The following is a 26,192-nucleotide window of genomic DNA, read 5'->3' as shown; positions in this document are numbered from 1 at the left end:
ATCAGTTGCCGGCGCCGGTCAGGCCACGCTTTTCAAGCAGCGGCTCGATCTGCGGCTCGTGGCCGGCGAAATCGCGGAACAGCTGCATGGCATCCACGCTGCCGCCCTTGGACAGCAGGGTGGCGCGGAAGTGGTCACCGTTCTTGCGGCTCAGGCCACCGTTGTCCTTGAACCACTTCTGGGTGTTGGCGTCGAGCACTTCCGACCAGATGTAGGCGTAGTAGCCGGCCGAGTAGCCGCCCATGATGTGGCTGAAGTACGGGGTCTTGTAGCGCGGCGGAACCGGCGCGTAGTAGATGCCGTCCTTTTCCAGCGCGGCGCGCTCGAAGGCCATCACGTCCTTGGCGGCCGGCACCTGGTCGGCGCCGATCTGGTGCCAGCGCTGGTCGAGCATGGCCGCGCCCAGGTACTCGGTGGTGGCGAAGCCCTGGTTGAACTTGGCCGCTGCCAGCACCTTGTCCAGCAGTGCCTGCGGCATCGCCGAACCATTCTGGTAGTGCTTGGCGTAGTTCTTCAGGATGACCGGGTTGTCCGACCACATCTCGTTGACCTGCGAGGGGAACTCGACGAAGTCACGCGGCACCGAGGTGCCCGAGAAGTACGGGTACTTCACGTTGGAGAACATGCCGTGCAGGGCGTGGCCGAACTCGTGGAAGGTGGTGTTCACCTCATCCCAGGTCAGCAGGGTCGGCTGGCCGGCCGGCGGCTTCGGGATGTTCAGGTGGTTGGCGACCACCGGCTTGAAGCCGGTCAGCTTGGACTGCGAGACGTAGGAGTTCATCCACGCGCCACCGCGCTTGGAGGCACGTGCGTACGGGTCGAAGATGAAGATCGCCAGCTGGCTGCCGTCGGCGTCGAACACGTCGTAGACGGTGACGTCATCGTGGTAGACCGGCAGGTCGGTGCGCTGCTTGAAGGTCAGGCCGAATTCCTGGCCAGCCGCATAGAACACGCCGTTCTCCAGCACGTTCTTCATCTCGAAGTACGGCTTCAGCTGCGACTCGTCGAAGTTGTACTTGGCCTGGCGCACCTTCTCGCTGTAGAAGGCCCAGTCCCACGGCTCCAGCTTGAAGGTCGGCTTGCCGGCGGCCTTCTGTTCCTTGTCGATCATCGCCTGCAGGTCTGCGGCTTCGCGCTTGGCGTTGGCCACGGCGGCCGGAGCCAGTTTACCCAGCATCGCGTTGACCGCTTCCGGGGTCTTGGCGGTCTGGTTGGTCAGGTTGTAGGCGGCGAAGTTCGGGAAGCCCATCAGCTTGGCCTTGTCGGCACGCAGCTGCATGATGCGCGAGACCAGCGCGGTGTTGTCGAACTCACCGCCGCGGCTGCCGCGGGTGGTCGAGGCTTCGTAGATCTTCTGGCGCAGGGCGCGGTTGGCCAGGTTGGTCAGCGGCGGCTGGCCGGTGGTGTTGAGCAGGGTGATCACGTACTTGCCTTCCAGGCCACGGGCCTTGGCGGCTTCGGCGGCGGCAGCGATCTGTTCCTTGGACAGGCCGTCCAGCTCCTTGACGTCGTCAACGGTGATCGCCGAAGCGTTCACTTCCGACTGCACGTTCTGGCTGAACTTGGTGCCCAGGTTGGCCAGCTCGGCGTTCATCTCCTTCAGCGTGGCCTTGTCGGCCTCGGACAGCTTGGCGCCGGCGCGCACGTAGTTGTCGTAGTACTTCTCGACCAGGCGCACGCCTTCGGCGTCCAGGCCCAGCTGGCTGCGGGAGTCATACAGCGCCTGGATGCGGGCGAACAGCTTGCCGTTCAGCGCGATCGCATCGCTATGCGCGGCGAACTTCGCCGAGTAGTCGGCCTGCAGCTTCTTGCGGGTGTCGTTGGTGTCGGCGCCGACCAGGCTGAAGAACACGGTGGTCGCACGGTCGAGGATGTCACCGCTCTTTTCCAGGGCGATGATGGTGTTGTCGAAGGTCGGCTTGGCCTTGTTGTTGGCGATCGCCTCCACTTCCTTCAGCTGCTGCGCCATGCCGGCGTCGAAGGCCGGGGCGAAGTCGCTGTCCTTGATCTTGTCGAACTGCGGGAAATGCAGCGGCAGCGGGCTTTCGGCGAAGAACGGATTGGCCTGCTGGGCATTGGTACTGGCAGCCGGGGTGGCGGCGCCGGCCGAGAAGGCGGGCAGGGCAAGGCCGAGGGACATGGCCACGGCAAGGGCAAGGCGAGTGGTCAAGGTAGGAACTCCGGTAAGGCAAACAAGGGCCCGAGGGTAACCCGGCCGGCGGCGCCCGCACTTGTGTCAAAAGGCATGTTGCCGGGGCCGGGCGCGAGTACCATGCATTCACCGCCTACGGCCCGCTGCCATGACCACTGCCTACGATTTCAGCTTCCGCGACCTCGACGGCCAGCCGCAGGCCCTGGCCCGGTACCAGGGGCATCCGTTGCTGCTGGTCAATGTCGCCAGCCGCTGTGGCTTCACCCCGCAGTACACTGGGCTGGAACAGCTGTGGCAGGAGTATCGCGAGCGTGGCCTGGTGGTGATCGGGTTCCCATGCAACCAGTTCGGTGCGCAGGAACCGGGCGACGCCGCGCAGATCCGCCAGTTCTGTTCGCTGGACTACCCGGTCAGCTTCCCGCTGTCGGAGAAGATCGAGGTCAATGGCGAGGGGGCTGATCCGTTGTGGGCATGGCTGTCACGCGAAAAGCGCGGCCTGCTGGGTAGCGCCCGCATCAAGTGGAATTTCAGCAAGTTCCTGGTCGACCGCCAGGGGCAGGTGGTGTCGCGCCACGCGCCCACCACCAGGCCGGAGCAGCTGCGCGGCGAGATCGAAGCGCTGCTGTGAGATGAACCCAAAATGGGGGCGGAGGGGATCAAGTCGTTTGTGCACAAACGACTTGATCCCCTCCGCCCCCTTTTTTGCTTATTTCTCGACGAACGCGCGCTCGAACACGTAATGGCCCGGCTGGCCGATACGCGGCGAGACCTGGAAGCCACGGGCATCGAGCACGCTGCGCAGGTCGGCCAGCATCTGCGGGCTGCCGCAGATCATCGCGCGGTCGTTCTCCGGGCTCAGCTCCGGCAGGCCGAGGGTGCGCTGCATCTCGCCGCTTTCCATCAGCTGGGTCAGGCGGCCTTGGTTGGCGAACGGCTCGCGGGTGACGGCCGGGTAGTACAGCAGCTTGTCGCCGATCATCTCGCCCAGGAACTCATGCTCGCGCAGTTCCTTCTCGAAGTAGTCGCGGTAGGCCAGGTCCTTCTCGTAGCGCACGCCGTGGCAGAGGATCACCTTCTCGAAGCGCTCGTAGGTTTCCGGGTCCTTGATGACCGACAGCCACGGCGCCATGCCGGTGCCGGTGCCCAGCAGATACAGGTTCTTGCCGGGGTGCAGATCGCTGATCAGCAGGGTGCCGGTGGGCTTCTTGCCGACCAGCACCTTGTCACCCGGCTTGATGTGCTGCAGGCGCGAGGTCAGCGGGCCGTCCTGCACCTTGATGCTGAAGAACTCCAGGTGCTCTTCCCAGTTGGCGCTGGCGATGGAATACGCACGCAGCAGCGGCCGCGCCTCGGTTTCCAGGCCGATCATCACGAACTGGCCGTTCTCGAAGCGGAAACCGCTGTCGCGGGTGAGGGTGAAGCTGAAGTAGGCATCGGTCCAGTGACGGACCTCAAGCACCGTTTCGGCGCCAAAAGCGGAGGACATGGGCGTATCTATCGGAAGTCGTCGGGGTGATTCTATCTCAAATGAGACAGGTTCTCATTAGGCGGAACGAGAGGCGTTCTCAGCGGTAACCGGCCGCCTGCAGCTCGAACAGCTCGGCGTAGCGGCCGCCCTGGGCCATCAGCTCTTCATGGGTGCCGCTGGCCTCGATCCGGCCATCGGCCAGCACCAGGATGCGATCGGCCATGCGTACCGAGGAGAAACGGTGGGAAATCAGCACTGCGGTGCGATTATCCGCCAGTTCCCTGAACCGCTGGAACACCTCGAACTCACTTCGCGCATCCAGCGCCGCCGTTGGCTCATCCAGGATCATCACCTGCGCATTGCGCATCCATGCGCGGGCGATGGCGATCTTCTGCCATTGGCCGCCGGACAGGTCCACGCCCTGCTTGAAGCGGCGGCCGATCAGCTGGTCGTAGCCGCCGGGCAGGTCGTCGATCACTTCCTCGGCCATGCCTCGGCGGGCGGCGTCGGCAATGCGTGCCTGGTCGTCCATCGCCTCGACCTGGCCGACGCCGATGTTCTCGCCGGCGCTGAGGTTGTAGCGCACGAAGTCCTGGAAGATCACCCCGAGATTGGCGCGCAGGTCATCCAGGTCGTAGTCGCGCAGGTCGCGGCCATCGAGCAGGATACGGCCCTCGTCCGGTTCGTACAGCCGCGCCAGCAGCTTCACCAGGGTGGTCTTGCCGGCGCCGTTTTCACCGACAAGGGCCAGTACTTCGCCGGCCTGCAGCTGGAAATCAAGGTGGCGCACGGCCCATTGCTCGGCATCGGGATAGCGGAAGCCGACGTTCTCGAACACGAAGCCCTGCCGGATCGGCTGCGGCACGCGCACTGCACCTTCGCGCGAGTGGATTTCCGGCTGGATCTGGAAGAACGAGAACAGGTCATCCAGGTACAGCGCCTGGCTGGCCACCTGCGAGAACCCGATCAGCAGGCCCTCCAGCAGTTGGCGCAGGCGCAGGAAGCTGCCGGCGAGGAAGGTCAGGTCGCCGATCGAAAAGTCGCCGCGCACCGTGCGCCAGGCGATGTAGGCGTAGGCGGTGTAGTAGCCCAGCGTGCCCAGTGCGGCCAGCAGCGTGCCCCAGAACGCGCGGCGCCGGGCCAGGGCGCGGTTGGCCTGGAACAGCGCCACCGACAGCCGCCGGTAGCGCTCCACCAGAAAGCGGTGCAGGTTGTAGATCTTTACTTCCTTGGCCGTTTCCACGCTGGCGCCGAGCTGGCGCAGGTAGTCGAGCTGGCGGCGCTCGGGCGTCCACTGGAAGTTGAGGCTGTAGCCGGCCGCGTTGAAGTGCGATTCGCCGATGAAGGCCGGCACCAGTGCCAGCGCCAGCAGCAGGATCAGCCACGGCGCGTAGACCAGCAGGCCGACGGCGAGGCTGGCCACGGTGATCGCGTCCTGCACCTGGCCGAACAACTGGCTCATCAGGTTCATCCGGCCCATGGTCTGGCGCCGCGCACGGTCCAGCTTGTCCTGCAGGTCCGGGTCCTCGAAGTCCTCCAGATCCAGCGTTGCCGCGTGTTCCATCAACCGGATGCTGGTGACGTTGGCGAACAGTTCCGAGAGCAGGGCATCGGCGTAGCTGACCAGCCGGCCGAGCAGATCCGAGGCGATGGCCAGGCCGAATTCCAGCGCCAGCAGGCCCAGCAGCGGATTCAGTATGCCGCTGGACAGCGCTTCGCCCAGCGGCGGGAAGCCAGCGTCGTGCTGGCTCAGGTGCAGGGCGCTGTCGATGATCAGCTTGCCGACGTAGAGCATCGCCACCGGCAGCAGCGCACGGATCAGGCGCAGCCCGAGGCTGGCCAGGGTCAGGGCCGGGCTGGTCTGCCACACCTGGCGCAGGAACGGCGGCAGGTTGCGCATCGCCTTGAAGCGCTGGCGCAGGCTGGGTTTCTTTGCGCTGGCTGCGCCAGCGTTGGGGGAAGCAGGCATGCGCGTATTGTGCGCGCCCTGCGCGTGGCGGAGGCATGAACGGGACGCATGCCTGCCATGCGCCGGCAAGGCAGCGCGGGCGCCGCCTGCGCGCTCAGTCCAGCGCAGCCAGCAGCGCGGGATGGTGAGCGAACCAGAAACGCAGGGCCCCGCTGTCGATGCCGTAGGCGCCTTTCCAGAAATCGACGGGATAGCCCCAGTCCGAAGAGCGCGACGTGCGCGGTGCCAGACCGACCCGGGTGAAGCGTTGCGCCAAGCCAGGATGCTCGGGGGTCTGCAGCAGCCCGGCATGGCCCAGGGCATCCAGCAGGTGACGCGCCTGCTCAACGGACAGTTTCAGGCCCGGCAGCGCGCGGACGCGTTTGACGATGGTCGACGGAGTGTCCTTGGCGTCGCTCTCGTGGTGCAGCAGCCGCAGCAGTGCCACCAGTGTGCTCATGTCGCCGGGCGCCCGCCTGGGCGTCAGATTGTGTTGTTCCAACAGGAAGGTGATGGCGTTTACGCTTCCGCCGAGCACGACCCCGATGTTGTGGCGGACGCGCGCCCAGGTGGTCGGGTCGAATCTCCCTTCGCGGACCTGGCCGCAGACCGCACAGGCGAGGTTGGGATGTGGCTGCTCCTGATGCCTGGGGAAGTGCACCATGAACGCATACGCCGACAGCCCGGCGCGCAGGTCGCTGCGGTTCTCCTGCACACCGAGGATGAAGTTGTCTGCCACATGCTGGCGGTCGGCGCGGGCATAGGCGGCGAACATCCGCATCTGCAGGGCCTCATGGCCCGGATGTTCGACGGGCCACAAGAGTCCATGCCGTTCAAGCGTCGACAGCAGTTCGGGCGACGCGGTGTCCCGCTCCCGGTACTGGGTCAGCGCCTTCAGCGCCTCCTTGCTGGGCGTGCCGGGGGCTTCGTCGGCCATGACGCTCGAATGCTTCCTGCGGGGCAGGTACAGTGCCCGGCGGTCCAGGCACTGTCAACGAAGCGCTCAGGGCAGCGGCGGCAGCAGCCCGGCGCCCAGCCGGTTCCAGGCATTGATGACCGCGATGCCCATGCTCAGGTCGCTGATGCCCTTCTCGTCGAAATGCGGTGCCAGCGCATCGAACGCCGCCTGCGACGGCGCGCCGTCGGTCAGCCGGGTCAGCGCCTCGGCCCAGCCCAGCGCCGCACGCTCGCGTGCATCGAAGAAGCGGCTTTCGTGCCAGGCAGGAAGGGTATCGAGCTTGCGCGGCTCGATGCCGCCCTTGCGCAGTGCCGTGCCGTGCATGTCCATGCAGTAGCCGCAGCCGTTGAGCTGCGATACGCGCAGGAACACCAGTTCCATCAGGGTCGGATCGATCGAGCTGTCATGCACGGCCCGGCTGGTGGCCAGCAGGCCCTTGAAGGCTTCGGCGGCGAGGCGGGTATAGGGAACGCGGGGAGAGGCGTGGTCGGACATTTTCGGCTCCAGGGCGGCCACGGTGGCCGCCTTTCATTACCAGGACGCCGCGTCGTTTGCGTTCGTGACAACTCCAGGCAATTTTTCCGGATTCAACACGCTGTACACGTTGGCGATGCGGCCATCGACCACTTCGATGGTGGTGATCGAGTGCAGGCGATCGCCTTGGAAGCGCAGGATCGCCGGCTCGCCGTTGACATAGCCCAACTGCGCCGGATGCGCCGCGCCACGGCGGGCGATGGCCCAGAACAGGCGGCCGATGCGCTCGGCGCCCAGCAGGGGCCGCACCGCCGCGGTAACCACGCCACCGCCGTCGGAAACCAGTACCGCGTTGGCGTGCAGCAGGGCCTGGATCGCTTCGCTGTCGCCGCGCTGGGAAGCGTCCATGAAGCGCGTGAGCAGTTGCCGGTGCTGGCTGGCGTCGGCGTTGAAGCGCGGCCGCCCGGCCTGCAGGCGCTGCCGGGCACGATGCACAAGCTGCCGGCAGTTGGCCTCGCTCTGCCCGATCAGCTCGGCGATCTCGCGGTAATCGTGGTCGAATGCTTCCTTCAGCAGGAACGCAGCGCGTTCCTCGGGACCGAGCTGTTCAAGCAGGGTCAGGAAGGCCACCGAGACATCGTCGGCCAGCGCATGCAGCTGTGCCGGGCCGGGTGCCGGATCCGGTTCCAGGGTGACCGCCAGCGGCTCGGCCAGCCACGGGCCGACGTAGTGCACGCGCTCGCGCTTGGCGGCGCGCAGCCGGTCCAGGCCGAGCCGGGTGGTGGTGGTGACCAGCCAGGCTTCGGGGTCGCGGACGGCCGCCGGGTCGGCGCCGGACCAGCGCAACCAGGCATCCTGGACCACATCTTCGGCGTCGGCGCGACTGCCGAGCAGGCGGTAGGCCAGCGCCATCAGGCGCGGACGGTGGGTCTGGAAAGCGGTTTCAGCGTTCATGTGGGCAAGGACGCCGCAGTGGCGCGTGGCGTGACAGAGGGTGTGCGTGGATAGTGCAGGCCAGCGGCCGGCACTACCACCCTGCGGCCGGGGGAGGGGTTAAAATGGGCGGATTACCCCCGCCAGCCTCGAGCAAGCGAGCAAGCCGTGACATCGATCAAGCAGGAAGACCTCATCCAGTCCATCGCCGACGCGCTGCAGTACATCTCGTACTACCACCCGGTCGACTACATCAAGAACCTTGCCGCCGCCTACGAGCGCGAGGAGTCGCCGGCCGCGAAGGAAGCGATGGCCCAGATCCTGATCAACTCGCGGATGTGCGCCGAAGGCCACCGTCCAATCTGCCAGGACACCGGCATCGTCACCGTGTTCCTGGAAATCGGCATGGACGTGCGCTGGGAAGACGCCACCATGGGCGTGGAGGACATGGCCAATGAAGGCGTGCGCCGCGCCTACATGCACCCGGACAACAAGCTGCGCGCTTCGGTGCTGGCTGATCCAGCCGGCAAGCGCATCAACACCAGGGACAACACTCCGGGCGTGGTCAACGTGAAGGTGGTGCCGGGCAACACCGTCGAGGTCATCGTCGCCGCCAAGGGCGGTGGTTCGGAAGCCAAGACCAAGTTCGCCATGCTCAACCCGTCCGACTCCATCGTCGACTGGGTGCTGAAGACCGTGCCGACCATGGGCGCCGGCTGGTGCCCGCCGGGCATGCTCGGCATCGGCATCGGTGGCACCGCCGAGAAGGCGATGCTGCTGGCCAAGGAAGCGCTGATGGAGCCGATCGACATCACCGAGCTGCAGGCCCGCGGTGCGTCCAACCGCATCGAAGAGCTGCGCCTGGAGCTGTACGACAAGGTCAATGCGCTGGGCATCGGCGCGCAGGGCCTGGGTGGCCTGACCACCGTGCTCGACATCAAGATCAAGGATTACCCGACCCATGCGGCCAACCTGCCGGTGGCGATGATCCCGAACTGCGCGGCCACCCGCCATGCGCACTTCACCCTGGATGGCAGCGGCCCGGTGATGCTGGACCCGCCGTCGCTGGAAGACTGGCCGAAGCTGACCTACGACGCCTCCAAGGGCACCCGCGTGGACCTGGATACGATCACTCCGGAAGACGTGGCGAGCTGGAAGCCGGGCCAGACCCTGCTGCTCAACGGCAAGCTGCTGACCGGCCGCGATGCCGCGCACAAGCGCATGGTCGACATGCTCAACAAGGGCGAGGAACTGCCGGTCGATCTGAAGGGCCGCTTCATCTACTACGTCGGCCCGGTCGATCCGGTGCGCGACGAAGTGGTGGGCCCGGCTGGTCCGACCACGGCGACCCGCATGGACAAGTTCACCCGTCAGGTGCTGGAACAGACCGGCCTGCTGGGCATGGTCGGCAAGGCCGAACGCGGCCCGGCGGCGATCGAGGCGATCCGTGACAACAAGTCGGCCTACCTGATGGCGGTCGGCGGTTCGGCCTACCTGGTGTCCAAGGCGATCAAGGCGGCCAAGGTGGTTGGTTTCGCCGACCTCGGCATGGAAGCGATCTACGAGTTCACCGTGCAGGACATGCCGGTGACCGTGGCGGTCGACTCCACCGGCGAATCGGTGCACAAGACCGGCCCGCGCGAATGGCAGGCCCGCATCGGCAAGATTCCGGTGGTGGTGGAGTAATTCCTCCCGTTCCGGTCCAGACAACGGCGCCCGTGTGGCGCCGTTGTTGCATGCAGCCTGCCCGTGGATGGTGTGCTCTGCTAACGTGCGCTGTCTGAAGTATTGGAAGGGAGTCCATCGTGCTGCAGTGGTCGCGTGTTTTCGTGTTGCTGGTCGCTGCGCTGGCGTGCAGTGCCTGTGGTCCTCGTTACTTCGTCGAGCCGCCAACCCACGAAGCGGGGAGGATCTGCGCGTCGGTCTGCGAGAGCCAGAAGGCGACGTGCGACTTCCACAACCGCGCCCGTGCCGAATCGGATCAGCGCAGCTGCGAAAGCGAGAAGAGCCGGATCATCAGCCGTTGCAGTGGTATCGCCGACGACAAGCAGCGGCACAATTGCGAAGGGGGCAACGGTGCCGGCAACTACTGCGGTTCCCCAGCGCTTCCTTCATGCAGTGCTCCGTACGCCCAATGCCTGCTCTCCTGCGGCGGCACCGTGAATGAAGTCCGTACCGACACCGGTATTCCCGTGTACTGATCGGGGGCGCGCGTCGGGGCCTGCACGAGTAACCGTAGTCTGCTAGGGTCGGCACACCCCTGCACTGGATGTGCCCATGCGCCTGCATCGATCCCTCGCGGCTGTGTTCCTGCTGGTCCTGGCCGGCTGCAGCACAACGTCATCCTATGAAGGTGCGGATTTCTCCGCCTCTTCGCAGTGCCGCATGCAATGCCAGGCCAGCTATCGCAGTTGCATGGCGCGGGGCAGTATCGGCAGCAACGACTTCAGCTGCGAACAACAGATGGTGCCGGCGCCGGACAAACGCTGCAAGGACGTTGCCAACCCCGAGCTGCGCCGTTCCTGTGAACTGAAGACGCACGACTGCGCGATACGCACGCCGATCATGTCCTGTGGCGAAAGCCGGGATTCCTGCATGAGCAGCTGCAGCTGAGCAACGATTGCGCGCGTGGGCGCATAATCGGCTGATCCACCTGCACAGGATCTTCCGCATGAGCACCACGCTGTATGGTTCAACCAGTACCGCCGCGCTGGTGGTGCACTGGCTGCTGATCGAGCTGGGCATCGAGCACGAACTGGTGCTGCTGGATTTCGACGCGCGCGAGCACAAGTCGGCGGAGTACCTGGCGCTGAATCCGGCCGGTGTGGTGCCGACACTGCTGATCGATGGCTTGGTACTGACCGAAGCGGCGGCGATCGCACTGTATCTGGCTGACCGCCATCCGGAGGCCAACCTGCTGCCCGCACTGGGCACGCCGCAGCGCGCCGACGCCTACCGCTGGATGTTCTGGTGTGCCAATACGCTGCAGCCGGCCTATCGTGCCTGGTTCTATCCGCATGAAATGGCGGGCGAGGCAAATATCGAAGCGAGCCGCGAGATGGCCCGTCAGCGCCTTGAAGCGGCCTGGCAGCATGTCGCCACGCACCTGCAGGCGCATGGCCCGTACCTGCTGGGCACCACGCCCTGCGTGGTCGACTACATGCTGGTGATGCTGATGCGCTGGTCGCGCAACATGCCGAAGCCCAGCGACACCTGGCCTCTGCTGAAGGCGCACGCGTCAACAATGAAGGAGCGCCCTGCATTCGCCGAGGTCTACCGCCGCGAAGGCATCACCGACTGGCGGTAAGCCAGCCGGGGGAGAGGCGTCCGGGTAGAGTCGACTGTCAGTCGACTATCGCACGCAGTGCGGGCCGTTCCGCAGAAGCATATGAAGGATGGGGGAGTCGACTAACAGTCGACTCTACCAACAGGCTCCGCTACGCGGCGGCGGGGCGGGTTACAGGATCTCCAGCACCGTTTCCGGTGGACGGCACAGCCGGGTGCCCTTGGGCGTGCGCACCACGGGGCGGTTGATCAGGCGCGGGTGTGCGGCCATCGCGGCCAGCAGCGTGGCCTCGTCCGCATCCTCCAGGCCCAGTTCGGTGAACTGTGCTTCCTTGCTGCGCACCAGCGCCTGCGCGTCCAGGCCGGATTCGGCCAGCACCTGGCGCAGTGTGGTCACATCGGGTGGATTGCCCAGGTACTCGATCACCTCCGGATCGAAGCCCGCATCGCGGATCAGCTTCAATGCGCCGCGCGAATTGCTGCAGGCCGGGTTGTGCCAGATCGTCACGTCCATCAGAACCACTCCAGCAGCGACACGCCCACGCCCACGTAGGTGGCTTTGTGGTTGTAGTCGATCAGGCTTTCGCCGTAGCCGTCGAAGATCTGCACGTGGCCGCGCAGCAGGTTGCTGATCGGGAAGCCGTAATCCAGCTGCAGGGCACCGTGTGAGCGGCTGCCGGTGCGCAGCGAATGGCGTGCCATCAACGAGACTTCGTGGCCGTTGCGGTTCCAGGTCAGGGTCGCATCACCGCGGCCCATGTAGTCCTCGATGTCCGGGTTGTTGTCATCGCTGCGGGACTCGGGAATGCGGTACCAGGGGCGCAGCACCAGCGCCCAGTTCTCGCGGTCCAGGCCGATGTTGAGCATGACCCGGTTCCAGCTGCGCGACAGCGGATCGGCGCGGCCGTTGGACTGGTGGTTCAGCGCGATGCCGGTCATGCGGCCGCGCCAGCCACCGATCGAGTAGCCGTTGCGGAACACCATCATCACTTCCGGCTCGTAATTGGTTTCGCGGAACGGGCGCGAATCCTCGCCGTTGTAGGCCTGCCAGCGCGAGCTCTGGGTATAGCCGGCCCAGATGTCGCCGTTGTCGCCGAACAGGTTCTCGGCGATCTTGGTCTTGAAGCTGATCTGGAACTTCAGTTCGGCGCTGTCCAGCACCTGCGGCGTGGTGACCGTGTTGGCCGGGTTCGGCGAGTGCGGCGTGGTGTTGCGGTCGCTGGTCCAGAACGCCGGCAGCAGGTACACCGGCTTGTAGGCACGCAGCTGGAATGGGCCGAGCTTGGAGTCCTCGGCCAGTTCCCAGCGGCTGTCCAGCAGCGAACCGCGGCCGGCATTGGCCAGCGCGCTGTCCGGCGCAGCGGGGCGGAACAGGTCGCTGACCCGCTCGCGCAGCTTCTCTTCGCCCTGGCTTACGCGTGCGGTCTGGCGCTCTTCGCGGCGGGCCTGCGCGGCTGCCTCGGCAGCGGCGTCGGCCGCCGCCGTGGCCTGCGGCGTGTGTGCGAACAGCCGGTCATAGCAGGCCAGGCGCGCCGCGTCAGTGGTGATGGCGGCACACGCCGCCGGCGAGGTATCGGTGCTGGGCACGAATTCCTGCGCGGCCAATGGGGCACTGGCCAGGGCCAGCGCCAGCGGCGCAAGGCGGGGAAGCAGCGAGGGGAGGGTCATTCCAGCAGGCCCTTCGGTGAATACGGGAATCGCACAGTGTGGCGGCTGTACCGCATCGCGGCCAGCCCCCACGGTTTATGCACGGCCACCGCGTGCGCGCGGCGTGAAGACGGTGCGGGTTACAGGAACCAGGCGAAGGCGAACAGGCCGAGCATCGCGATCACCACCGCCAGTTTCAGCGCCAGGCCGAGCAGGATGCCGAGCCAAGTGGCCAGACCCACCTTGGTCGAGCGGCCCAGTTCACGGGTGTGCCAGTACTCGCCGGCCAAGGCGCCGATCAGGGGCCCGGCAAAGAGGCCGATCGGCATGAAGAACAGCCCGACGATGCTGCCGACGAACGTGCCCCACAGCGCCTTGCGGCTGGCACCGACCCGCTGCGCACCCACCACTGTGGCCAGCGCGTCCACCAGCAGCGAGAGCAGGGTCAGTACGCCCAGCGCGACCAGGGTCGGCCAGCCGACGTGGGCGAAGCCGTCGGCCCACGCCGCCAGCAGCAGTCCGATGAACACCAGCGGGATGCCGGGGAGGGCCGGAAGGATGATTCCGGCGATGCCGACGAGGACAAAAATGACCGCTAGCAGATATAAGATGAATGAGAGTCCCATGCTGTCCCGTATGGTGGTCGTTTTGGGGTTGACAGTGAAAGATTTTGCCAGTTGCTTTTTCGTTTTGGGCGGGTTAAGTTGCAGTCGCTGAGCTTGGCAAGGTCACCGTGGATCGTGGCCTGATGAAGCAAGATCTTCCCGATCCGCTGCATCGATGCACCTCGCTTCCCCCTTGCTTGTCAGCCGCCCACCAGGCGTTTCCTACAACAAGAGAGAGTCACCAGGGAGTTAGTGAGATGTCTGATCGCGAGACCGGTACCGTCAAGTGGTTCAACGATGCAAAGGGCTTCGGCTTCATCAGCCGTGAAAACGGCGAAGACGTGTTCGTGCACTTCCGTGCCATCCAGACCCAGGGCTTCAAGAGCCTGAAGGAAGGCCAGAAGGTCACCTTCACCGTCGTGCAGGGCCAGAAGGGCCTGCAGGCAGACGCCGTTCAGCCGACCTGATCGCGCTGCATGCCGTCAAATGAAAAGGCCCGCGTAAGCGGGCCTTTTCTTTGCCGTCGGCCCGATGCAGGTCAGCGCAGGATGACCTTGCCGTTGACTACGCGCACGTAGGTGTTCTCGCGGATGCCGCCGAGGTCGCGCTGGTTGACCACGATGGTGCGGCCATCGTCCATGCGCACGCTGATGTCGTAGGTATCGCTGGTCACGTTCTTCTGGATCTGGTTGCCGGCCAGTGCGCCACCGACCGCGCCTGCAGCAGCGGCGATGTTCTTGTTGCCACGGCTGCCGCCGGTGTGGTCGGAGATCTCGTGGCCGGCCACGGCGCCGACGATGCCGCCCAGGATCGCGCCGGTCGCGCTGGGCGCGGTACGGCCGGACTGCACGGTGTTGATGCGGGTCACGATGCCGCAGTCGGCGCAGCGGCCCTGGTTGTAGCCACCATTGTTGCCGTAGCCGCCATTGTTGTAGCCGTTGTTGTAACCACCACCGCCGTAGCCGGGCGAGGTGGCACAGCCAGCCAGGGCAAGGGTGGCGATGGCGCTGGCGGCGATGAGCTGGATCTTCATGGGGCGTCTCCTGGCCGTGAAGGCGGGTGTCTGGGGTGGTACTGCGTCATGCAGCAGGGTGGACGAATCGTCCCCTTTTGAACGTGAACAAGGCGCCAACCGCGCAGGCCTTGTCCGGCTGCAGGATGAATGCGGCTCAGCGGAAGTCCTGGTGGCAGGCGCGGCAGTCGGCCTGCACCGTTTCCACCACCTGGGCCAGGGCCGTGCAGTCGCTGGGCGGCGCAGCCAGAGCGGCATTGAGGTTGCCGCGCAGTTGGCTGGCATGCTGCTGGAACTGCGCGCTGTCCTTCAGCCCGGGAAAGGCCAGATCCAGGTCGTTGGAGAGCAGGCGCATCGCCTGCAACCGCGGCACGCTGTCGGCCAGGCTGCAGCGGTTCTGCTGCTGGGCCTGCTGCAGCAGCTGCGATTGCCGTTGCATCACCTGCATCAGGCTGTCCGGGAACGGATCGCGGCGGGCCTGCAGGGCGCGGCCGACCATCACCGTGGCGATCAGGCCGATCAACAGGCCCAGGCCGAGCACGAACAGATAGCGGTAGGCGGTGGACGGGCGGCGGGGCGGGCTGGCGTTCATGGCGGGCTCTCCGGACGTGCAACGGTGGATTCGATGCCGGCGCGCTGCAGGCGCTGGCGCCTGCACGTTAAAATAGCCGGATGAACGAACAGGTCAAACAACGCTTCGCCGGCATCGAACGGCTGTATGGCGCGGGCGCACTCGAGCGCCTGCAGGGCAGCCGCGTGGCGGTGGTGGGCATGGGTGGCGTTGGCTCGTGGGTTGTGGAGGCATTGGCCCGTTCGGCGGTCGGTCACCTGACCCTGATCGATGCCGATGACATCTGCGTTTCCAACACCAACCGGCAGCTACCGGCGATGGAAGGCAACTACGGCCGCAACAAGGCCGAGGCGATGGCCGAACGCTGCCGCGCGATCAACCCGGACATCGAGGTCGATGCCGTACAGGCGTTCCTGACGGTGTCGAACATGGCCGAACTGCTGGACCGTGGCTTTGATCTGGTGATCGATGCCTGCGACAGCTTCCGGGTCAAGGTCGAGACGATTGCCTGGTGCCGCCGCCGCAAGCTGCCGCTGCTGACCGTGGGTGCCGCCGGTGGCCGTACCGATCCCACTCTGGTGCGCATCCGCGATGTCTCGCGCACCGAGCACGACGCCATGCTGGCGCTGATCCGCAAGAAGCTGCGCAGCGAGTTCAACTTTCCGAAGAATGCCAAGCGCTACTTCGGCGTGCCGGCGGTGTATTCGCTGGAGAATGTGAAGTACCCGCAGGCCGATGGCAGCGTCTGTGGCATCCGCCCGAACCTGGGCGCTGATGCGGCATTGAAGCTGGACTGCGGCGCGGGCCTGGGTGCGGCGACCCACATCATCGGTGCGTTCGCGTTCGCGGCGGTAGGCAAGGCGCTGGAAATGCTGCTGGAGCCGAAGAAGGTGAAGGCCGAAGTGGTCGAGGATCACGCCGACGCGTGATCGTAATGCCGGCCGCTGGCCGGCAATTCCGGAATGATTGAATCAGTGCAGATGCCGGACAGCGGCCGGCACCTACCGTTGCATCGCGGGCAGCGCGAACAGCCGCCGCGCGTTCTCCGTCGTGGCCTGGGCCACCGCGTCCAGCTCCATCCCGCGTAGCGCCGCCACGTGGCGGGCGATGATCGCCAGCCGTGCCGGTTCGTTGCGCTGGCCGCGGATGCCGGCGTCAGGCTGGTCGGGCGCGTCGGTCTCCAGCAGCAGTTGTTCCAGCGGCATCTCGCGCACCAGCCGCTGCAGGCGCTGTGCGCGTTCGTAGGTCAACGGGCCGCCCAGGCCGAGCAGGAAGCCTTGCCTGTGCAGCTGCGCAGCCTGCTCCGGGCTGCCGGAGAAGCTGTGCACCACGCCGCGCAGGCCGCCGATGCGGCGGATCGCGGCGATCACCGCATCCACCGCGCGTCGCGCATGCACGATCACCGGCAGCTCGAATTCACGGGCCAGTTCCAGCTGACCGATGAAATATGCCTGTTGCGCCTCGGCATCCAGGCCTTCAACGAAGAAGTCCAGACCACATTCGCCGATCGCGCAGGGGCGTTCGCGTTCGATCCACTCGCGCAGCAACGGCAGGTGCCCAGGCTGGTGCTCGGCCAGGAACATCGGATGCAGGCCGTAGGCCGGATACAGCCCCGGCGCCTGCCGGCAGACCTCGCGCAGCTTCGGCCAGCTTGCTGCGGTCACCGCCGGCACCACCTGCTGGTGCACGCCAGCGGCCTGCGCACGCTCGACCACCGCGGCGCGGTCGCGGTCGAACTCGCTGGCGTCCAGATGGCAGTGGCTGTCGACCAGCAGGCTCAATGCTGCTCCAGCGGCGGAGGCGTGGTGGCGTTGCGGCGCTTCCAATTGGCCAGCAGCAGGGTGCCGAAGCCGAGCACCAGCTCATCGACGAACGGAATCGGGTCCGGGATGAACAGGGTCAGCGCGAACAGGCCCGCGGTGAGCTTGAAGAGGGTGGGGTAGCGCAGCCGGCGCGCCCATTGCAGTACCGGCAGCAGCATCGGGTTGGCCATGGCGGGGGTCCTCCTGGGGAATATGCAAACGCTACCACGGGCCCAGCATTTCCCGATGCTGAATGGGTTACGGGAATGAGCAGGAAATGTGGAGATTCCGTTCAGGCAGCGCATGCTGCAATCTGGTTCGAGAACGTTGCGGATGGTCCGCAAGGAGCAGGTCATGAAAAGCACAACTACAACTGTCCTGGTCGCAGCGGGCGCGCTGCTGGTCGGTGGCATCGCCACTGCCGCCTTCATGAAGAGTGGCGACAAATCGCCCGATTCCATCAGCGCCGGAACCCCCAATGGTGAATCGCGCTTGGTCGATGGCATCGCCGCCGACGATGGCGCACGTGGTGACAGGCTCGATCCGTCTGCGCCGCGCGGCCTGGAATACGCCGACGTGCTGAAGGTCGACCCGATCACCGAGAAGCAGAAGGCCTACGCCACCGTGATCGGCACCGATGCGGTGCGTGAGACCTCCACCACCCAGACCCCGCATGAGGTCTGCCAGGACGTGACGGTGCAGGAGCGCCTGCCGGAACGTGACGGCAACGTCGGCGGCACCGTGGTCGGTGCTGTGGTGGGTGGCCTGCTCGGCAACCAGGTCGGCGGCGGCAATGGCAAGAAGGCCGCCACTGCGGCTGGCGCGGTGGCCGGTGGCTTCATCGGCAACCAGGTCGACAAGCGCCATGTGGGTGGCCGCGTGGTCAACCGTACCGAGCGCCAGTGCCACACCGAGACCGCGACCTCCCAGTCGAGCCGCGTCACCGGCTACAACGTGACCTACCGCAACGAAGACGGCACCACCGGCACCATGCGCATGGCCAGCAAGCCGGGTAACCGCATCGCCATGGGTACCAATGATGTTGTGAAGGGGTACAACGTGACCTATCGTTATGACGGCGCCGAGAAGACCGTGCGCATGGACAACAAGCCGGCCAGCGATCGCCTGCCGGTGGTCGATGGCCAGCTGGTCACGCAGACCGCTGCTGCCGGTGCCACTGCGGCCAGCACGCGCCAGTAATCCAGACGCAGCACGCAGTACCTGACGGGCCGGCTCATGCCGGCCCGTTTCGTTGCAGCCGGCGGAATTCATCCACGCACGGCGCGAATCCACCATCATGGACGCTTCCTTCGACATGGAACCGGCATGAGCATCTTCGACCTGCGCATCGAAACCGAACGGCTGATCCTGCGGCCCCTGCTGCGCGAGGACTACGAGCCGTATCTGGCGTTCTGCGCCGACGAGGAGACGATGCGCACCCTTGGTGGCGTGCAGCCGCCTTCGGTGGCCTGGCGTGGCTTCTGCAGCTTGGCCGGTGCCTGGCAGCTGTTCGGTTTCTCGATGTTCAGCGTGATCGAGAAGTCCAGTGGTGACTGGATCGGGCGGATGGGTCCGTGGCAGCCGCAGGATTGGCCGGGTACCGAGGTCGGCTGGGGCATCCGTCATGCCAGCTGGGGCCGGGGCTATGCGCCGGAAGCGGCGGTCGCCGCGATCGACTGGGCATTCGACACGCTCGGATGGGACGAGGTGATCCACACCATCGCCGAGAACAACGACAACTCACGGGCGGTCGCGCGCAAGCTCGGCAGCACGTTGCTGCGCATGGGGGAGTTGCCAGCGCCGTACAACGACAAGCCGATGCAGATCTGGGGCCAGTCGCGCGAGCAGTGGCGGCAGCGCGCGCGCTGAGCGTTGCCCGGTAGTGCCGGCCGCTGGCCGGCAACCGTGTTGCCATGCTGCACCCGCGCTTGGCATTCACCGGCGCGCTTGCCAGACTGCACGCAGCCGGCCGCCGGCCGGATCCGATGGAGCAGGCGATGGTGGAAGAGCGCGTCCCGTTGACGGTGCATGGCATGTCGGTCTCGGGCAATTGCCACAAGGTGCGCCTGCTGCTGGAGCAGCTCGGCAGCCGCTACCGCTGGGTGGAGGTGGACAGCGCCCATGGCCAGACCCATACCCCCGAATTCCTGGCGTTGAATCCGAATGCCAAGGTGCCGCTGATCGTCCGCGACGATGGCCGCGTGCTGACCGAATCCAACGCGATCCTGTTCTGGCTGGCCGAAGGCACGCCGTACCTGCCCACCGATGGCTGGGAGCGCGCGCAGGCGTTGAGCTGGATGTTCTTCGAGCAGTACACGCACGAGCCGTGCGTGGCAGTGGCCCGCTTCATCCGCGGCTGGACCGCACCCGATTCGCCGCGCCGTGCCGAACTGCCGCGCCTGCACGAGCGCGCCGCCATCGCGCTGGCGGTGATGGAGCAGCACCTGCGCCAGGCGCAGTGGTTCACCGGCAACGGATATGGCATCGCCGATATCGCGCTGTTTGCCTATACCGACGTGGCCGGCGAGGGCGGCATCAGCCTGGAGCCGTTCCCGGAAGTTCGCGGCTGGCTGCAGCGCGTGCGTGAACAACCGCGCTTCCTGCCGATGCCGGCCGTGACTGCCGAAGTGCGCTCGCGATTCGAGGCCGCGTGACTCTCACCAGGGTGACCCCCACAGGGTAGCGCCTGGCCAACGCCGGGCGGAATGCAACAACGACACGGAGGGTGTTCGATGTTCGCTGTGGTTCCAGATCCGATTCCCGCACGCATGCGCGTGCTCAACCGCGCCGAAGTGTGCGACGTCAACTTTCTCGATGCGGTGCGGGGTTGGCGTGGAATCCCGCGTCCGCGCCCGGCGCCGGATGCGCCGATCCAGCCGGGCAGTACGCTCACTGCCGCAGCGTTTGGCGAACTGTTCGATTCGCAGCTGGCCAGCCGCCAGCTGGACCTGATGGCACGCGTGCTGCGCGTGCAGAACAAGGTCTTCTACACCATCGGTTCCTCCGGCCACGAGGGCAACGCGCTGCTGGCGCGGGCCTGCCGGCATACCGATCCAGCCTTCCTGCACTATCGCTCCGGTGCCTTCATGGCCGAGCGTTCGCGCCAGGTGCCGGGCATCGATCCGCTGCGCGATGCCGCACTGTCCTTCGCCGCCAGCGCCGATGACCCGGCCAGCGGGGGCCGCCATAAGGTGTGGGGCAGCAAGCCGTTGTGGGTGCTGCCGCAGACCTCGACGATTGCTTCGCACCTGCCGAAGGCGCTGGGCACCGCGCTGGCCATCGAAAGTGGCAAGCGGCTGGGGCAGGCGCTGCCGATTCCCGCCGACAGCATTGTGCTGTGCTCGTTCGGCGATGCCTCGGCCAACCATGCCACCGCGCAGACCGCGTTCAACACCGCGATGTGGTCGGCCTACCAGAAGCTGCCGGCGCCGATCCTGTTCGTCTGCGAGGACAACGGGCTGGGCATTTCAGTGAAGACGCCGGAAGGCTGGATTGCCGAGCGCTTCAGCCGCCAGCCGGGGCTCGACTATTTCTTCGCTGATGGTCTCGACCTGGCCACCGGGCACGCCCAGGTGCAGGCGGCGGTGGAGCACTGCCGGCGCACGCGGCGGCCCACCTTCCTGCATCTGCGCACCACCCGCCTGATGGGCCACGCCGGCACCGACTTCGAAGTGGAATGGCGCGCGCTGCCGGAGCTGTGCGCGGCCGAGGCGCAGGATCCGCTGCTGCGTTCGGCGCAGATTGCGATGGAGTCGGGCTGGATGGATGCGGCCGCCATCGAAGTGGCCTACGAGACGATGCGCGCGCGCTGCATGGCCGCGGCGGCGGATGCCGAAGGCCGCCCGACGCTGCAGTCGCTGCAGGAGGTGATGGCGCCGCTGGCGCCGTACACGCCGGCAGCGGTGCAGGCCGAGGCGCGGCGCGAGGTGCCCGCCGATGCGCGCGAAGCGCTGTATGGCGGTGCGGAGACCCTGCCTGAGCGGCAGCCACCACGGCACCTCGCCATCCAGATCAACCACGGGCTGCAGGAACTGCTGGCGAAGTATCCGCAGAGCCTGCTGTTCGGCGAGGACGTCGCGCAGAAGGGCGGTGTCTATACCGTCACCAAGGACCTGCTGCGCCGCTTCGGCCCACGCCGGGTATTCAACACCCTGCTGGACGAGACCATGATCCTGGGCATGGCGCAGGGCCTGGCCAACATGGGCATGCTGCCGATCCCGGAAATCCAGTATCTGGCCTACCTGCACAATGCCATCGACCAGGTGCGCGGCGAAGCGTGCTCGCTGCAGTTCTTCTCCAATGACCAGTACCGCAACCCGATGCTGGTGCGGGTGGCCGGGCTGGGCTACCAGAAGGGCTTCGGTGGCCATTTCCACAACGACAACTCGATCACTGCGCTGCGCGACATCCCCGGCCTGGTGGTCGGTTGCCCGTCGCGCGGCGACGATGCGGTGATGATGCTACGCACGCTGGCCGCGCTGGCGCGGGTGGATGGGCGGGTGGCCGTGTTCCTTGAGCCGATCGCGCTGTACATGAGCAAGGACCTGCACGAAGCGGGCGATGGCCAGTGGCTGTTCGACTACCCGGCGCAGGGCCAGGCGCTGGTACCGGGTGAAGGGCGGATCTATGCGCCGGAGGCAGGCGACCTGGTCGTCTACACCTATGGCAACGGCGTGCCGATGGCGCTGCGCGCGGCGCGTGCTATCGAACAGCAGCTGGGCTGGCAGGTGCGGGTGGTCGACCTGCGCTGGCTGGTGCCGCTGGATGCCGGTTTCATCGCCGCACAGGCCGCCAGCGCCCGGCGCGTGCTGGTGCTGGACGAGGGCCGCCATAGCGGCGGGGTGGGCGAGGGCGTGGTCACCGCCCTGGTCGAGGCCGGTTTCGGCCACCTGCCATTGCGCCGGGTCTGCGGTGCCGATACCTATACGCCGCTGGCGGGGGCAGCAATGTTCGGGCTTCCAAGCGACAATGCGGTGATTGGCGCCGCCCTTGAACTGGCGCAGGAACCTTGATGCATGTGTGGATTGGCGGGAATGTTGTTGCCGGCGCCGGTGGCGTCGGCCGAGGTGCTGCAGGCGCAGGTCCTGGCCATGGGCGAGGCGCTGCACCACCGCGGGCCGGATGATGGCGGCAGCTGGGTCGATGCCGAGGCCGGCATCGCGCTGGCGCACCGTCGGCTGAGCATTCTCGACCTGTCGCCGCTGGGCCACCAGCCGATGGCCTCGTCCGATGGTCGCTACGTGATGGCCTACAACGGCGAGGTCTACAACTTCGCCGCCCTGCGTGCCGAACTGGAGCCGCTGGGGCACGCCTTCCGTGGCCACTCCGACACCGAGGTGCTGCTGGCAGCGATCCTGCAATGGGGCATCGAGGACACCCTGCAGCGCTGCAACGGCATGTTCGCCATCGCGCTATGGGACCGCCAGGAGCAGTGCCTGTGGCTGGCCCGCGACCGCGTTGGCAAGAAGCCGCTGTACTACGGCTGGGCCGGCGACACCCTGGTGTTCGGTTCGGAACTGAAGGCGCTGTGGCAGCACCCGGCCTTCGACAACGACATCGACCGTGACGCCCTGACCCTGTTGCTGCGGCTGGATTACATTCCGGCGCCGCACAGCATCCACCAGCGCTGCTACAAATTGATGCCCGGGCGCGTGCTGCGCCTGGATGCGGAAGCCGTAGCGGCGGGTGCGGCAGCGCACCGGCCGGAACAGGCGCAGCGCCCGTACTGGGATGCGCGTGCTCGCATGCAGGCGGCGCTGGCCGCGCCGTTCCAGGGCCGCATCGAGGAAGCCGAGGAGCAGCTGGATGGGCTGCTGCGCGACGCTGTCGCGCTGCGCATGGTGGCTGACGTGCCGGTGGGCGTGTTCCTGTCCGGCGGCACCGATTCGTCGCTGGTGGCCGCGCTGATGCAGGCACAAAGTGGGCAGCCGGTGCACAGCTTCAGTATCGGGTTCACCGGTTCGGGCCACGACGAGGCGCCGCTGGCCAAGGAACTGGCCGCGCATCTGGGCTGTGACCACACGGAACTCTACGTCAGCGGTGCCGATGCGTTGGCGGTGGTGCCGCAGTTGCCGGCGATGTTCGACGAACCTTTCGCCGATGCCTCGCAGGTACCGACCGCGCTGGTCGCCCGCCTGGCGCGGCAGGGCGTGACCGTGGCGCTGTCCGGCGATGGTGGCGACGAGCTGTTCTTCGGCTATACCCGCTATGTGCGCGCGCTGCGCAACTGGCAGATGCTGGGCCGTGTGCCGGGGCCGCTGCGGCGCTGGATGGGCGCGCGCTCCCAGCAGCAGGGCGAAGCCTCGCGTACCGGCGGCCTGGCCGCGCTGTTGGCCGAGTCCGGCGCGCGTGGCATCGGCGACGTGTACCGCAACCGCATCTCGCGCTGGCGCGACCCGGCGGCGGCAGTGCCCGGGGCGCAGGCGGCGGGCAGCTTCTACGACCTGGCCGACCCGTTGCACGGCGCCGGCACTCCGGCCGACGCGATGATGCTGGCCGATTACGTGACCTACCTGCCGGATGACCTGCTGTGCAAAGTCGACCGCACCTCGATGGCGGTCAGCCTGGAAGCCCGCGCACCGCTGTTGGATTCTCGCGTGGCCGAGTTCGCCTGGTCGCTGCCGCTGGGCTTCAAGCGCAGTGAAACCACCAGCAAGGTGCTGCTCAAGCGCGTGCTGGGCCGTTATGTGCCGCAGTCGATGGTGCACCGGCCCAAGCGAGGCTTCGGCGCGCCGGTGAGCGACTGGCTGAAGGGCGACCTGCGGCCGTGGGCCGAAGAGCTGCTGCAGCCCGCGCGGCTGGAGCGGGAGGGCGTGTTGTCGGCGGCCGCGGTACAGCCGCTGTGGCAGCAGTTCCTCGGCGGCCAACGCAAGTGGCATACCCATCTGTGGAACGTGCTGATGTTCCAGGCCTGGCAGGCGCATTGGCGGCAGGTGCGCGCGGGTGTGACCGGCGGCTGATCTTCACCGGCATGCAAGGGCCCGGCGACTAGGCTGGGCCTCCCGCACCGTGAGGAGTATAACCCGATGTCCGTCCCCACCATCGCCGTGTTCGTCGGCAGCCTGCGCAAGGATTCCTGCAACCGCAAACTGGCCCATGCGCTGGAGAAGATTGCCGGTGACCGTGCGCGCTTCCAGTACGTGCAGATCGGTGATCTGCCGCTGTACGACCAGGACTTCGATGGCCACTATCCGGCGCAGGGTACCCGGCTGAAGGACCAGGTCCGTGCCGCCGATGCGGTGCTGTTCGTGACCCCGGAATACAACCGGTCGGTGCCGGGCGTGCTGAAGAACGCCATCGATATCGGCTCGCGCCCGTACGGTGACAGCGCGTTTGCCGGCAAACCGGCGGCGGTGATCGGCGCCTCCATCGGCCAGATCGGCACCGCCGTGGCCCAGCAGCACCTGCGCAACAGCCTGGCCTTCCTGGACATGCACGTGCTCGGCCAGCCCGAGGCGTTCATTCATTTCAAGGACGGCCTGATCGATGCCGATGGCACGGTCCACAATGAAGGCACGCAGAAATTCCTGCAGGGCTACGTGGACCGGTTCCTGGCGCTGATCGCGGTTCACGTCAAGGGCGATTGACGCCAGCGGTTGCCACCCCCATCTGCGATAATGCCTGCTCGGGTGCCGCAACGGCGCCCGTCGCAGGCAGTGCGACGCCCCCACGCCAGTCTGGCCAGGCACCGGCGGATATCCCCCGTTTCTCCACGGCTTATCCACAGGCTTGTCCATGGCCGCCGGGGTCGGCGCATGCCTACACTCGTCTGGCCCACTTTTGCAGGAAACACCGCAGCATGTCCGCTCGCCCCGGCTTCCGTTCCAACCGCAGAGAGCGCGGTGATGGCTTCGATCGCGATCGTGATCGCGACGAGTCGCGCATCGACCAGTTGCGGGTGCCGCCCCATTCGGTGGAAGCCGAGCAGGCGGTGCTGGGTGGCCTGATGCTGGCCCCGGAGGCCTATGACCGGGTCAATGACCAGCTGACCGAAGGCGATTTCTACCGCCGCGACCACCAGATGATCTATCGCGCGATCCGTGAGCTGTCCGAGCGTGAGCGGCCGTTCGATGCGGTGACCCTGGGCGAGTGGTTCGAATCGCAGGGCAAGATGGAACTGGTGGGCGATGGTGCCTATCTGATCGAACTGGCCAGTACCACGCCGTCGGCGGCCAACATCGTGGCCTATGCCGAAATCGTGCGTGACAAGGCGGTGCTGCGGCAGCTGATCCAGGTGGGTACCGACATCGTCAACGACGGCTTCCAGCCCGAGGGACGAGAGAGCAGCGAGCTGCTTGCATCGGCGGAAAAGAGCGTGTTCGCCATCGCCGAACAGGGCGCACGCGGCCGTACCGATTTCGTGGCGATGCCCGGCGCTCTGAAGGATGCCTTCGAAGAGCTGCGCAGCCGCTTCGAGAACGGCGGCAACATCACCGGCCTGCCGACCGGCTACAACGACTTCGATGCGATGACCTCCGGCCTGCAGCCGACCGACCTGATCATCCTTGCCGCGCGCCCGGCCATGGGCAAGACCACTTTCGCACTGAACATCGCCGAGTACGCGGCGATCAAGTCGAAGAAGGGCGTGGCGGTGTTCTCGATGGAAATGTCGGCATCGCAGCTGGCGATGCGCCTGATTTCCTCCAACGGCCGCATCAACGCGCAGCGCCTGCGTACCGGCCAGCTGGAAGACGAGGACTGGAGCCGCGTCACCAGCGCGATCAAGATGCTGAAGGAAACCAAGATCTTCATCGACGACACGCCCGGCGTGTCGCCGGAAGTGCTGCGCTCCAAGTGCCGCCGCCTCAAGCGCGAGCATGACCTGGGCCTGGTGGTGATCGACTACCTGCAGCTGATGAGCGTGCCGGGCAACAGCGAAAACCGCGCGACGGAAATCTCGGAGATCTCGCGTTCGCTGAAGGGCCTGGCCAAGGAACTGCACGTGCCGGTGATCGCGCTGTCGCAGCTCAACCGCTCGCTGGAAACGCGTACCGACAAGCGCCCGGTGATGGCCGATCTTCGCGAATCGGGCGCAATCGAGCAGGATGCGGACATGATTGTCTTCATCTACCGCGACGATTACTACAACAAGGAAAATTCGCCGGACAAGGGCCTGGCCGAGATCATCATCGGCAAACACCGTGGTGGCCCGACCGGTTCGTGCAAGCTGAAGTTCTTCGGCGAATACACCCGCTTCGACAACCTGGCCCACGACTCGGTCGGTTCCTTCGAATAACCGTAGTGCCGGCCGCTGGCCGGCAACCACCCAACGGCCGGCAAACCATTCGAAACGCCAAACGTCCGTACGTAGCGTGTAAATGACATGTAACGCGACGCT

The 26,192-nt window shown here is 66.4% G+C and carries 27 protein-coding genes; 14 read left to right on the top strand and 13 right to left on the bottom strand.

The genetic code is table 11. The features are described from left to right. Position 1: 1 nt before the first annotated feature. Complete coding sequence (locus V3B46_RS03095; protein ID WP_329891104.1) at positions 2 to 2,170, bottom strand: M3 family metallopeptidase; 2,169 nt, start codon at positions 2,168 to 2,170, stop codon at positions 2 to 4. Positions 2,171 to 2,300: 130 nt separating this feature from the next. Between V3B46_RS03095 and V3B46_RS03090 the strand changes: the two genes are divergently transcribed. After that, positions 2,301 to 2,780, top strand: a complete 480-nt coding sequence (locus tag V3B46_RS03090; RefSeq protein ID WP_012511597.1) for a glutathione peroxidase — start codon at positions 2,301 to 2,303, stop codon at positions 2,778 to 2,780. Between the two features lie 78 nt (positions 2,781 to 2,858). On the opposite strand, the gene V3B46_RS03085 is transcribed toward V3B46_RS03090, so the two are convergent. The 5 genes from V3B46_RS03085 to V3B46_RS03065 all read right to left on the bottom strand — a co-directional run bounded on the left by V3B46_RS03085 (position 2,859) and on the right by V3B46_RS03065 (position 7,954). Beyond that, positions 2,859 to 3,638 carry a ferredoxin--NADP reductase gene (locus V3B46_RS03085; RefSeq protein ID WP_046984352.1) on the bottom strand — a complete coding sequence of 260 codons (780 nt, stop codon included), beginning with the start codon at positions 3,636 to 3,638 and terminating at the stop codon, positions 2,859 to 2,861. 79 nt (positions 3,639 to 3,717) lie between these two features. Further along, complete coding sequence (locus V3B46_RS03080) at positions 3,718 to 5,589, bottom strand: ABC transporter ATP-binding protein (RefSeq protein WP_329891103.1); 1,872 nt, start codon at positions 5,587 to 5,589, stop codon at positions 3,718 to 3,720. Positions 5,590 to 5,683: 94 nt separating this feature from the next. Then, positions 5,684 to 6,505: a hypothetical protein gene (locus V3B46_RS03075; RefSeq protein ID WP_329891102.1), complete on the bottom strand. Its 822-nt coding sequence runs from the start codon at positions 6,503 to 6,505 to the stop codon at positions 5,684 to 5,686. A 66-nt stretch (positions 6,506 to 6,571) separates the two neighbouring features. Continuing rightward, positions 6,572 to 7,021, bottom strand: coding sequence for a carboxymuconolactone decarboxylase family protein (locus tag V3B46_RS03070; protein ID WP_154352958.1), 450 nt, complete (start codon positions 7,019 to 7,021; stop codon positions 6,572 to 6,574). 36 nt (positions 7,022 to 7,057) lie between these two features. Further along, positions 7,058 to 7,954, bottom strand: a complete 897-nt coding sequence (locus V3B46_RS03065; protein WP_154352957.1) for an RNA polymerase sigma-70 factor — start codon at positions 7,952 to 7,954, stop codon at positions 7,058 to 7,060. A gap of 147 nt (positions 7,955 to 8,101) precedes the next feature. Between V3B46_RS03065 and V3B46_RS03060 the strand changes: the two genes are divergently transcribed. From V3B46_RS03060 to V3B46_RS03045, 4 genes are all read left to right on the top strand, one after another. Beyond that, on the top strand, positions 8,102 to 9,619 hold the full coding sequence (locus V3B46_RS03060; RefSeq protein ID WP_329891101.1) for a fumarate hydratase: 1,518 nt from the start codon (positions 8,102 to 8,104) through the stop codon (positions 9,617 to 9,619). 119 nt (positions 9,620 to 9,738) lie between these two features. Then, positions 9,739 to 10,134: a hypothetical protein gene (locus V3B46_RS03055; RefSeq protein ID WP_154352955.1), complete on the top strand. Its 396-nt coding sequence runs from the start codon at positions 9,739 to 9,741 to the stop codon at positions 10,132 to 10,134. A gap of 76 nt (positions 10,135 to 10,210) precedes the next feature. Continuing rightward, the gene (locus V3B46_RS03050) at positions 10,211 to 10,546 is read left to right on the top strand and encodes a hypothetical protein (RefSeq protein WP_329891100.1); all 336 of its coding nucleotides are present in this window, start codon (positions 10,211 to 10,213) and stop codon (positions 10,544 to 10,546) included. A gap of 58 nt (positions 10,547 to 10,604) precedes the next feature. Continuing rightward, positions 10,605 to 11,240, top strand: coding sequence for a glutathione S-transferase family protein (locus V3B46_RS03045; protein ID WP_154352953.1), 636 nt, complete (start codon positions 10,605 to 10,607; stop codon positions 11,238 to 11,240). 150 nt (positions 11,241 to 11,390) lie between these two features. On the opposite strand, the gene arsC is transcribed toward V3B46_RS03045, so the two are convergent. The 3 genes from arsC to V3B46_RS03030 all read right to left on the bottom strand — a co-directional run bounded on the left by arsC (position 11,391) and on the right by V3B46_RS03030 (position 13,491). Next, positions 11,391 to 11,732, bottom strand: a complete 342-nt coding sequence (gene arsC, locus V3B46_RS03040) for an arsenate reductase (glutaredoxin) (RefSeq protein ID WP_154352952.1) — start codon at positions 11,730 to 11,732, stop codon at positions 11,391 to 11,393. Beyond that, positions 11,732 to 12,886, bottom strand: a complete 1,155-nt coding sequence (locus V3B46_RS03035; protein WP_329891099.1) for a phospholipase A — start codon at positions 12,884 to 12,886, stop codon at positions 11,732 to 11,734. The genes arsC and V3B46_RS03035 overlap by 1 nt, the downstream gene beginning before the upstream one ends. 119 nt (positions 12,887 to 13,005) lie before the next feature. Next, positions 13,006 to 13,491 carry a DUF456 domain-containing protein gene (locus V3B46_RS03030; protein ID WP_154352950.1) on the bottom strand — a complete coding sequence of 162 codons (486 nt, stop codon included), beginning with the start codon at positions 13,489 to 13,491 and terminating at the stop codon, positions 13,006 to 13,008. 236 nt (positions 13,492 to 13,727) lie between these two features. On the opposite strand from V3B46_RS03030, the gene V3B46_RS03025 reads away from it, so the two are divergent. Further along, complete coding sequence (locus V3B46_RS03025) at positions 13,728 to 13,937, top strand: cold-shock protein (RefSeq protein ID WP_005410290.1); 210 nt, start codon at positions 13,728 to 13,730, stop codon at positions 13,935 to 13,937. Between the two features lie 71 nt (positions 13,938 to 14,008). On the opposite strand, the gene V3B46_RS03020 is transcribed toward V3B46_RS03025, so the two are convergent. Then, positions 14,009 to 14,503 (bottom strand): glycine zipper 2TM domain-containing protein, encoded by a 495-nt coding sequence (locus V3B46_RS03020; RefSeq protein ID WP_010486804.1) that lies wholly within the window; start codon positions 14,501 to 14,503, stop codon positions 14,009 to 14,011. A 136-nt stretch (positions 14,504 to 14,639) separates the two neighbouring features. Further along, positions 14,640 to 15,074 (bottom strand): cytochrome c, encoded by a 435-nt coding sequence (locus V3B46_RS03015; RefSeq protein WP_049420899.1) that lies wholly within the window; start codon positions 15,072 to 15,074, stop codon positions 14,640 to 14,642. An 80-nt stretch (positions 15,075 to 15,154) separates the two neighbouring features. Between V3B46_RS03015 and V3B46_RS03010 the strand changes: the two genes are divergently transcribed. After that, positions 15,155 to 15,982 carry a tRNA threonylcarbamoyladenosine dehydratase gene (locus tag V3B46_RS03010; RefSeq protein WP_329891098.1) on the top strand — a complete coding sequence of 276 codons (828 nt, stop codon included), beginning with the start codon at positions 15,155 to 15,157 and terminating at the stop codon, positions 15,980 to 15,982. Between the two features lie 72 nt (positions 15,983 to 16,054). Here V3B46_RS03010 and V3B46_RS03005 read toward each other — a convergent pair whose 3' ends face one another. Together V3B46_RS03005 and V3B46_RS03000 are read right to left on the bottom strand one after the other, a co-directional pair. Beyond that, entirely contained in the window at positions 16,055 to 16,834 is a 780-nt protein-coding gene (locus tag V3B46_RS03005) for a TatD family hydrolase (RefSeq protein ID WP_329891097.1), read from the bottom strand. After that, entirely contained in the window at positions 16,831 to 17,046 is a 216-nt protein-coding gene (locus V3B46_RS03000) for a DUF6116 family protein (protein ID WP_032129638.1), read from the bottom strand. Before V3B46_RS03000 ends, V3B46_RS03005 begins: the two co-directional genes overlap by 4 nt. 163 nt (positions 17,047 to 17,209) lie before the next feature. On the opposite strand from V3B46_RS03000, the gene V3B46_RS02995 reads away from it, so the two are divergent. From V3B46_RS02995 to V3B46_RS02965, 7 genes are all read left to right on the top strand, one after another. After that, positions 17,210 to 18,055, top strand: coding sequence for a glycine zipper 2TM domain-containing protein (locus V3B46_RS02995; protein ID WP_329891096.1), 846 nt, complete (start codon positions 17,210 to 17,212; stop codon positions 18,053 to 18,055). A 126-nt stretch (positions 18,056 to 18,181) separates the two neighbouring features. Next, positions 18,182 to 18,724, top strand: coding sequence for a GNAT family N-acetyltransferase (locus V3B46_RS02990; protein ID WP_049460564.1), 543 nt, complete (start codon positions 18,182 to 18,184; stop codon positions 18,722 to 18,724). A gap of 128 nt (positions 18,725 to 18,852) precedes the next feature. Next, positions 18,853 to 19,509, top strand: coding sequence for a glutathione S-transferase family protein (locus tag V3B46_RS02985; RefSeq protein ID WP_329891191.1), 657 nt, complete (start codon positions 18,853 to 18,855; stop codon positions 19,507 to 19,509). Between the two features lie 78 nt (positions 19,510 to 19,587). After that, positions 19,588 to 21,867: a thiamine pyrophosphate-dependent enzyme gene (locus tag V3B46_RS02980; protein ID WP_329891095.1), complete on the top strand. Its 2,280-nt coding sequence runs from the start codon at positions 19,588 to 19,590 to the stop codon at positions 21,865 to 21,867. A gap of 3 nt (positions 21,868 to 21,870) precedes the next feature. Then, positions 21,871 to 23,814 (top strand): asparagine synthase (glutamine-hydrolyzing), encoded by a 1,944-nt coding sequence (gene asnB, locus V3B46_RS02975; protein WP_329891094.1) that lies wholly within the window; start codon positions 21,871 to 21,873, stop codon positions 23,812 to 23,814. A gap of 66 nt (positions 23,815 to 23,880) precedes the next feature. Next, a complete protein-coding gene (locus V3B46_RS02970; RefSeq protein ID WP_032129634.1) occupies positions 23,881 to 24,441 on the top strand; it encodes an NADPH-dependent FMN reductase in 561 nt (186 codons plus the stop codon). A gap of 212 nt (positions 24,442 to 24,653) precedes the next feature. After that, entirely contained in the window at positions 24,654 to 26,090 is a 1,437-nt protein-coding gene (locus V3B46_RS02965; protein WP_032129633.1) for a replicative DNA helicase, read from the top strand. The last annotated feature ends 102 nt before the right edge of the window (positions 26,091 to 26,192 follow it).

The organism is Stenotrophomonas sp. SMYL11 (assembly GCF_036320005.1).
In the GTDB taxonomy this organism is placed as follows: domain Bacteria; phylum Pseudomonadota; class Gammaproteobacteria; order Xanthomonadales; family Xanthomonadaceae; genus Stenotrophomonas; species Stenotrophomonas maltophilia_A.
The sequence above is the reverse complement of the archived record's forward strand: the minus strand, read 5'-3'. Positions and strand labels throughout refer to the sequence as shown.